This is a genomic window from Streptomyces sp. MS191, from assembly GCF_008042125.1.
Taxonomy (GTDB): domain Bacteria; phylum Actinomycetota; class Actinomycetes; order Streptomycetales; family Streptomycetaceae; genus Streptomyces.
In genome coordinates this window covers 1,169,792-1,177,421 of record NZ_RDBI01000040.1, presented here as the reverse complement: position 1 = coordinate 1,177,421, position 7,630 = coordinate 1,169,792, and the positions used below count along the sequence as shown (strand labels likewise).

7 protein-coding genes and 1 pseudogene are annotated in these 7,630 nt (G+C 73.5%); 5 read left to right on the top strand and 3 right to left on the bottom strand.

Going from position 1 to position 7,630, the window contains the following annotated elements:
* Positions 1-200: 200 nt before the first annotated feature.
* On the bottom strand, positions 201-515 hold the full coding sequence (locus tag EAO71_RS12380; RefSeq protein WP_147977773.1) for a MazG-like family protein: 315 nt from the start codon (positions 513-515) through the stop codon (positions 201-203).
* 194 nt (positions 516-709) lie between these two features.
* Between EAO71_RS12380 and EAO71_RS12375 the strand changes: the two genes are divergently transcribed.
* Entirely contained in the window at positions 710-1,033 is a 324-nt protein-coding gene (locus EAO71_RS12375) for a nuclear transport factor 2 family protein (RefSeq protein WP_147977772.1), read from the top strand.
* A 106-nt stretch (positions 1,034-1,139) separates the two neighbouring features.
* Here EAO71_RS12375 and EAO71_RS12370 read toward each other — a convergent pair whose 3' ends face one another.
* Entirely contained in the window at positions 1,140-1,895 is a 756-nt protein-coding gene (locus EAO71_RS12370; RefSeq protein WP_147977771.1) for an SDR family oxidoreductase, read from the bottom strand.
* 135 nt (positions 1,896-2,030) lie between these two features.
* Between EAO71_RS12370 and EAO71_RS12365 the strand changes: the two genes are divergently transcribed.
* Positions 2,031-3,662, top strand: coding sequence for an alkaline phosphatase D family protein (locus EAO71_RS12365; RefSeq protein ID WP_147977770.1), 1,632 nt, complete (start codon positions 2,031-2,033; stop codon positions 3,660-3,662).
* A gap of 313 nt (positions 3,663-3,975) precedes the next feature.
* On the opposite strand, the gene EAO71_RS12360 is transcribed toward EAO71_RS12365, so the two are convergent.
* Positions 3,976-4,998, bottom strand: a complete 1,023-nt coding sequence (locus EAO71_RS12360) for a Gfo/Idh/MocA family protein (protein ID WP_147977769.1) — start codon at positions 4,996-4,998, stop codon at positions 3,976-3,978.
* Positions 4,999-5,077: 79 nt separating this feature from the next.
* On the opposite strand from EAO71_RS12360, the gene EAO71_RS12355 reads away from it, so the two are divergent.
* From EAO71_RS12355 to EAO71_RS38745, 3 genes and pseudogenes are all read left to right on the top strand, one after another.
* On the top strand, positions 5,078-6,358 hold the full coding sequence (locus EAO71_RS12355) for a Bcr/CflA family multidrug efflux MFS transporter (RefSeq protein ID WP_410093985.1): 1,281 nt from the start codon (positions 5,078-5,080) through the stop codon (positions 6,356-6,358).
* A 62-nt stretch (positions 6,359-6,420) separates the two neighbouring features.
* Positions 6,421-7,410, top strand: coding sequence for a small ribosomal subunit Rsm22 family protein (locus EAO71_RS12350; protein ID WP_147977767.1), 990 nt, complete (start codon positions 6,421-6,423; stop codon positions 7,408-7,410).
* 18 nt (positions 7,411-7,428) lie between these two features.
* Positions 7,429-7,630, top strand: a pseudogene (locus EAO71_RS38745) (amidinotransferase); the annotation flags it as partial.

Here is a 7,630-nt window from a genome sequence, read left to right as displayed (position 1 = left end):
GGCGTCCGCCTGCTGCGGTGGGGGCGGGTACACGGGGCTCCTCGCGGCAGGGCCGCTCGCGGCGGCGGTCAAGTGCCCGGATCCTACTAAGAGTTGCGGTTCACCCACGGGGAGTACGGGAAGTCCGGGCCGGGACGGGCCCGGGGCACCGCGTGGTGTGCGCCCCGCAGCGGCGGCGCCCAGGGGCCCCGGGTCTTCGCTCAGGCGGGCAGTGACCGCTCGGCGACCCGCCGCAGATGCCCGGCGAAGACCTCGGCGGCCTCGGGGGTGAGGGTGCGCAGTGCGACCATCGCCGTGATGATCACGTCGGAGAGTTCGGCCTCCACGTCCTGCCAGGAGTGACTGGTGCCCTTGCGCGGGTTCTGGCCGGTCGCGCCGATCACGGCCTCCGCGACCTCGCCGACCTCCTCGGAGAGCTTCAGGACCCGCAGCAGGACCTCCTGCCCCGGCTGCAGGTCCTGATGGTCGGTCAGCCAGCCGTGCAGGCGGTCGATGGTGCTCCAGGCGTCGTCCATGCGGGCCAGCCTGCCAGGCGGGGGCCGCTCACGAGGTCCGGACGGGGGACGTGCCCGCGTCGCGGCGGCGGTTCCCGGGCCGGGCGGAGACCGCCCGTGCCGCTCGCCCAGGTGGACGAGTCCGTCCGCTGAACGCGGCACCCCGGCGGCCGGGGTTCACCCCGATCGGGGGCCGCCAGGTGTACGGGTAGGCCATGACCATCCCCGTGGACAAACTCACCGACCCCGCCGTGCGCGCCTTCGTCACGGCCCTCAACTCCAACGACCGCGACGCCTTCCGGACCGCACTCGTCGACGGCGCCACCATGTCCGACGACGGTTCGGAGCGCGACCTCGACGACTGGACCGACAAGGAGATCTTCTCCTCGCGCGGCCACATGGAGATCGAGTCCGTCAAGGACGGCGGGCACGCGCTCGTCGCCCGCTTCCGCAACGACACCTGGGGCGAGATGCGCACCCGCTGGCGCTTCGTCGTCGAGGGCGGCAAGGTCGCCCGCTTCGAGACCGGCCAGGCGTAACGCCGTACGGACGGGGCGCGGCGGTAGGCCGGTCGGCCGGTGACCGGCGGGCCCGGCCCGCGCCCCTGTCCGTACGGCCGCCCCCGGGCTCCGCCCGCCCCGCTCGCTACCCTCGGCCGATGTACGGCATGGCCGTCGCCATCACCGTCGCGAACTGCACGTTCGCCTCCAGCGGCAGCCCCGCCATGTGCACCACCGTCGCCGCCACGTCGGCCGCGTCCATCACCGGCTCCACGGCCAGTTCGCCGTTGGCCTGCAGGATCCCGGTCCGCATCCGCGCCGTCATCTCCGTCGCCGCGTTGCCGATGTCCAGCTGCCCGCAGGCGATCCGGTACGGGCGGCCTTCCAGCGACAGCGACTTCGTCAGACCGGTCATCGCGTGCTTGGTCGCGGTGTACGCGATGGAGTGCGGGCGCGGCACGTGCGCGGAGATCGAGCCGTTGTTGATGATCCGGCCGCCCTGCGGCGCCTGTTCCCGCATGGTCCGGAACGCCGCCTGCGCGCACAGGAACGCGCCCGTCAGGTTGACGTCGACGGCCGCCCGCCAGGTCTCGTAGTCCAGATCCTCGACCGCGACTCCGCCGCCCGCGAACGTCCCGGCGTTGTTGAACAGCAGGTCGACCCGGCCGAACCGGTCCCGTACCGCCTCGAACAGAGCCGTCACGGCCTGCGGCGACGTCACGTCGGTCGGGACGCAGAGGGTCTCCCCCGAGGTCACGGCCGCGGCGGTCTCCTCCAGGGCCTCCCGCCTGCGGCCCGCGAGCGCCACCGACCAGCCCGCCGCCGCGAGGGCCCGTGCCACGCTCCGGCCGATACCCGAACCCGCTCCCGTCACCACTGCCACACGCGACTCAGTGCTCATGGGCGCGCAGCGTACGGGAGATCGGTGCACAGGGAACTCATCTGTCCGACACGCGGATGTTCTGTACCCGACAACCCTGGGTCTTCCCGTGCCACTCCAATACCGGACGGACAACATCCGTCAGGGGAGGGGCTTATGACACCCGCGCAGACCCACACCGACGAACTCCGCGCCGCCGCCGCCCGGTTCGGCCGCCGCCGGTTCCTCACCGTCACCGGGGCGGCCGCCGCGCTCGCCTTCGCCGTCAACCTTCCGGCCGCCGGTGCCGCGAGCGCCGCCGAACTCGACGCCCGCCGGATCACCGAGGACCCGTTCACCCTGGGCGTGGCCTCGGGAGACCCGCTGCCCGGCTCGGTGCTGCTGTGGACCCGGCTCGCCCCCCGCCCCTTCCAGGCCGACGCCGGGCTGCCGCGCGAGCGGGTCGCCGTCCGGTGGGAACTGGCCCACGACGAGCGGTTCCGCAGGATCGCCAGACGGGGGACGGCCACCGCCCACCCGGAGTTCCAGCACACCGTGCACGTCGAGGTCGACCACCTCGCCCCGGGCCGGGCGTACTTCTACCGCTTCCGCGCCGGCGACTGGGTCAGCCCCGTGGGCCGCACGCGCACCGCGCCCGCCCCGGGGGCCCGGATCTCCGGCCTCACCCTCGCCGCCGTGTCCTGCCAGGCGTACCACGACGGCTACTTCACGGCCTACAGGCACCTCGCCGAGGAGGACCTCGACGTCGTCTTCCACCTCGGCGACTACCTCTACGAGTACGCCGTGAACGCCACCGGCGGCGCCCGCGCCTACACCGACCGCCGGCTGCCCGACGTCTTCGACCGGGAGACCGTCACCCTGGAGGACTACCGGCTGCGCTACGCCCTCTACAAGTCGGACCCCGACCTGAGGGCCGCGCACGCCGCGCACCCCTTCGTCGTCACGTGGGACGACCACGAGACCGAGAACAACTACGCGGACGACATCCCCGAGAACGACGTGCCGTCGGAGGAGTTCCTCGCCCGCCGCGCCGCCGCCTACCGCGCCTACTGGGAGAACCAGCCGCTGCGCGCGCCCCAGCGGCCCGTCGGCCCCGACATGAAGCTCTACCGCCGTCTGCGCTTCGGCCGGCTCGCGCAGTTCGACGTCCTCGACACCCGCCAGTACCGCTCCGACCAGGCGTACGGCGACGGCTGGCAGGTCCCCGGACCCGAGTCCGAGGACCCCTCGCGCACCCTGACCGGCGCCACCCAGGAGCGGTGGCTGATCGACGGGTGGCGACGCTCGGACGCGCGCTGGAACGTCGTGCCGCAGCAGGTCGTGTTCGCCGAGCGCCGCAACGTCCCGACCACCGGCTACAAGCTGTCGATGGACTCCTGGGACGGCTACCCGGCCTCCCGCCGGAGGGTCCTGGACGGCGCCGCCGCCGCCGGCGTCGACAACCTGATGGTCCTCACCGGCGACGTCCACGTCGGCCACGCCTTCGACCTCAAGGCCGACTTCCGCGACCCGGCGTCCCGGACCGTCGGCACGGAGATCGTCGCCACCTCCATCGCCAGCGGCAAGGACGGCGCGGACCGGCCGGCCAACCACGACGCCCTGACCCGGGCCAACCCGCACATGCGGTTCTACAACGGGCGGCGCGGATACGTGAAGGTCGCGCTCGGCGAGCGCAGCGCGCGGGCGGACTTCCGTACGGTGACGGCCGTGACGACCCCGGGTGCCCCGGCCGCCACGGCCGCGTCCTTCGTCACGGAGGCGGGCAGGCCGGGCCTCACGCCGGCCTAAGGGCTGTCCCGCAATCCCCGGCGGGCGCACGACGCCGGCTACGGCACTTCGCCGCGTTGTCGGATCGCCCGAATACGACCGGTATGAGGACGACCCTCCGCCTTGCGATGCACCGCATCCGACGCCGTGCGCCGACCCACCGCGGATTACGGGACAGCCCTTAGGGGTGTCTTGCCGATCACGCCGGGAGCCCGGCAAGACCGGCGAGACGCTTCCTAGGCCCCGCTCGGATCGGACGCGCCGCGCCCCGGCCGGATCCGTCCCGATCCGCCGGGGCGCGGCGCGGCTCACCGTCGACGGGGCCGCGGCGCCGTCACACCCGTGCCGCGGCCCGTTCCGCGGGATAGCGGACGCCGATGCGGTCCCGCACCGCGTCGAGCGTCCGCATCACCGCGAGCGAACCGTCCAGCGGGACCAGCGGCGACTCGGTCTCGCCGGCCCGCAGACACCGCATGACCTCGGCCGCCTCGTGCCGGAAGGTGTACCGCTCGGCGGTGCCGTCGCCCGCGATCACGTGGTCCTCCGGCTCGTGACCCGTCCGGTGCAGGGTGAACCGCTCCGGGTGGAAGAAGCCGCGCGGGAAGTCGATCCGGCCCCGCGAGCCCGTCACGGAGGCGGTCATCGGGGTGTCCGCCGCGATCGAGCAGGACAGCAGGGCCGAGGCACCGGAGTCCGACCAGCCCAGCAGCACGGCCGTGTTCAGGTCCACGCCCTCGGGCGAGAGCAGCGCGTGCGCCTGGACGGAGTCGGGTTCGCCGAGCAGCAGCTGCGCGAACGAGACCGGGTACACCCCCAGGTCGAGGAGCGCCCCGCCGCCCACGGCGGGATCGCGCAGCCGGTGGTCGGCCGCGAAGGGACCCTCGAGACCGAAGTCCGCCTGGACGGTACGGACCTCGCCGATCGCCCCCTCCGCGACCAGGGCGGCCACCCGCCGGATCAGCGGGTTGCAGTACATCCACATGGCCTCCATCAGGAAGAGGCCCCGGTCCCGGGCGAGCGCGACCAACTCCTCCGCCTCGCCGGCGTCGATCGTGAACGCCTTCTCGCACAGGACGGCCTTGCCCGCTTCGAGGGCGAGTCCGGCCGCCGCCCGGTGGGCGTGGTGCGGCGTCGCCACGTAGACCACGTCCACGTCCGGGTCGGCGGCCAGCGCGGCCCAGTCCCCGTAGGCCCGCGGTATCCCGAAGCGGTCGGCGAAGGACTTCGCCGACGCCTCCGTGCGGGAGGCGACGGCCACCACCTCCGCGTCTTCCATCCCCAGCAGATCGGTGGTGAACTGCGCCGCGATCCCTCCGGTCGCCAGCACGCCCCACCGCACGGTCCTGGATTTCCCCATGCCTCACCTCGGAAATAGGTCTCGACCACCCCGGACGAGCTGAGAGCATAGGGAAAGATTCAACGAAATGGAGCAGTCGATGCCGGAGAGCGGCCAGACCACGACGCAAGGCCACATATCCACCGGCTCCCCCGCGAACGGAGTCGCCGCCCGCCGTGCGGGACTGCTCGTGACCCTCGTCCTCGGTGGTCTCACGGCGCTTCCGCCGCTCTCCATGGACATGTACCTGCCCGCCCTGCCGGCGGTCACCGAGGCGCTGCGCTCACCCGCCGCGACCATCCAGCTCACCCTCACCGCCTGCCTCGCCGGCATGGCGCTGGGCCAGCTCGTCGTCGGCCCGATGAGCGACCGGTGGGGGCGCCGCCGCCCCCTGCTCATCGGCATGGTCGTGTACGTCGCCGCCACCGCCGTCTGCGCGCTCGCGCCCTCCGCCGAACTGCTCATCGGCTTCCGCCTGCTCCAGGGCCTCGCGGGCGCGGCCGGCATCGTGATCGCCCGGGCCGTCGTCCGCGACCTGTACGACGGCGTCGAGATGGCCCGCTTCTTCTCCACCCTCATGCTGATCTCCGGGGTGGCCCCGATTATCGCCCCGCTCATCGGCGGCCAGATCCTGCGGATCACCGACTGGCGGGGCGTCTTCCACGTCCTCACCCTCATCGGCGTGCTGCTCACCGTCGTCGTCTGGCGCTTCCTCGACGAGACCCTGCCGCCGGAGCGGCGGCACGTGGGCGGGGTCGGCGAGGCGCTGCGGACCATGCGCGGACTGCTCGCGGACCGGGTCTTCACCGGCTACATGCTGGCCGGCGGACTGGCCTTCGCCGCCCTCTTCGCCTACATCAGCGCCTCGCCCTTCGTGGTGCAGGAGATCTACGGGGCCTCGCCGCAGACCTTCAGCCTGCTCTTCGGGCTCAACTCCATCGGTCTCGTCGCCGTCGGCCAGGTCAACGGCAAGCTGCTCGTCGGCCGGGTCAGCCTGGACAAGGCGCTCGGCTGTGGCCTGTGCGTCATCCTGCTGGCCTCGGTGGCGCTGCTGCTCATGACGAGCGGGGTCTTCGGCGAGGTGGGCCTGGTCCCGATCGCCGCGGGTCTGTTCGTCCTGATGTCGGCGATGGGCCTGGCGATGCCCAACACCAACGCGCAGGCACTGATGCGGACCCCGCACGCGGCGGGCTCGGCGTCCGCGCTGCTCGGTACCTCCTCGTTCCTCATCGGGGCCGTCGCCTCGCCCCTCGTCGGGATCGCGGGGGAGGCGACGGCGGTGCCCATGGCCGTCGTGCAGCTGGTCTGCGCCGCGGCGGCGCTCACCTGCTTCCTGGGGCTCTGCCGCCCGTGGCGCGGCCACCAGCGGAAGACCGCCTGAGTCGACGGGCCCGGGCGCTCCGACCGGCCGGAGCGCCCGCCTGCGCCACCTAACATGTCCGGGTGAACGCCTCTCTTCCGACCGCTCCCACCGCCGACACCCTGCGGGCCGCGCTCGCCGGGCTCCTCGACGGGCTGCCCCCGCGGCAGGCGGCGTCGGCCGTCGAGCGCCTGATCGCCAACTACCGCGGGACCACGCCCACCGACGCCCCCGTGCTGCGCGACCGGTCCGACGTCGCCGCGTACGCCGCGTACCGGATGCCGGCGACGTTCGAGGCGGTACGGGCGGCGCTCGACGCGCTGCGGGACGCGGCACCCGAGTGGGAGCCGGCGACGCACACCGACATCGGCGGCGGCACCGGCGCGGCGAGCTGGGCGGTCGCCGGGGCGTGGGAGGGGGCGGCCCGCACGACCGTCCTGGACTGGGCGGAGCCGGCCCTCGCGCTGGGACGGGAGCTCGCCGAGGGGGTCTTCGCGGCGGAGTGGCGGCGGGCCCGGATCAGCGGGGCGCTCACCCTGGACGGCACCGACCTGGTGACGATCTCGTACGTCCTGAAGGAGCTGACCGAATCCGATCGCCGGGCCGTCGTGACCGAGGCGGCGCGGGCGGCTCAGGCCGTCGTGATCGTGGAGCCGGGCACGCCCGACGGCTACGAGCGGATCATCGCCGCGCGGTCGCTGCTCGTGGAGGCGGGGCTGACGGTCGCGGCGCCGTGCCCGCACAGCGGGGCCTGCCCGATCGAACCGGGCACGGACTGGTGTCACTTCGCGGCGCGGGTGAGCCGGTCCTCGCTCCACCGTCAGGTGAAGGGCGGCTCGCTGCCGTACGAGGACGAGAAGTTCAGCTACGTCGCGGCGACCCGCTTCCCCGTCGTGCCGGCGCCCGCGCGGATCACGCGCAGGCCGCAGATCCGCAAGGGGCAGGTCCTGCTCGACCTGTGCGGGCCCCCGGAGGCGGGACTGACCCGCGAGACGGTCACCAAGCGCCACGRCACGCTCTACCGGTCGGCACGCGACGCCGACTGGGGCGACACCTGGCCGCCGGAGGACTGAGCCCGCCGGAGGACCGGGGCCGCGGCGCACCGGGACTGGTTCCGCAGGAACGGTTACGCGGACCTGTGGGAGCCGGAGCACGTGAACGAGGGCGAAGGCGACTTCGCCGTGACCGCCTCCTGGATCCTGGCCGGCCGCGGCTTCCGCTCCAGCCCGCTCTCGCACGACGAGGCACAGGAGTACTTCGGCCGCCCCGTGATCGGCCTGGAGCTGGTGGACC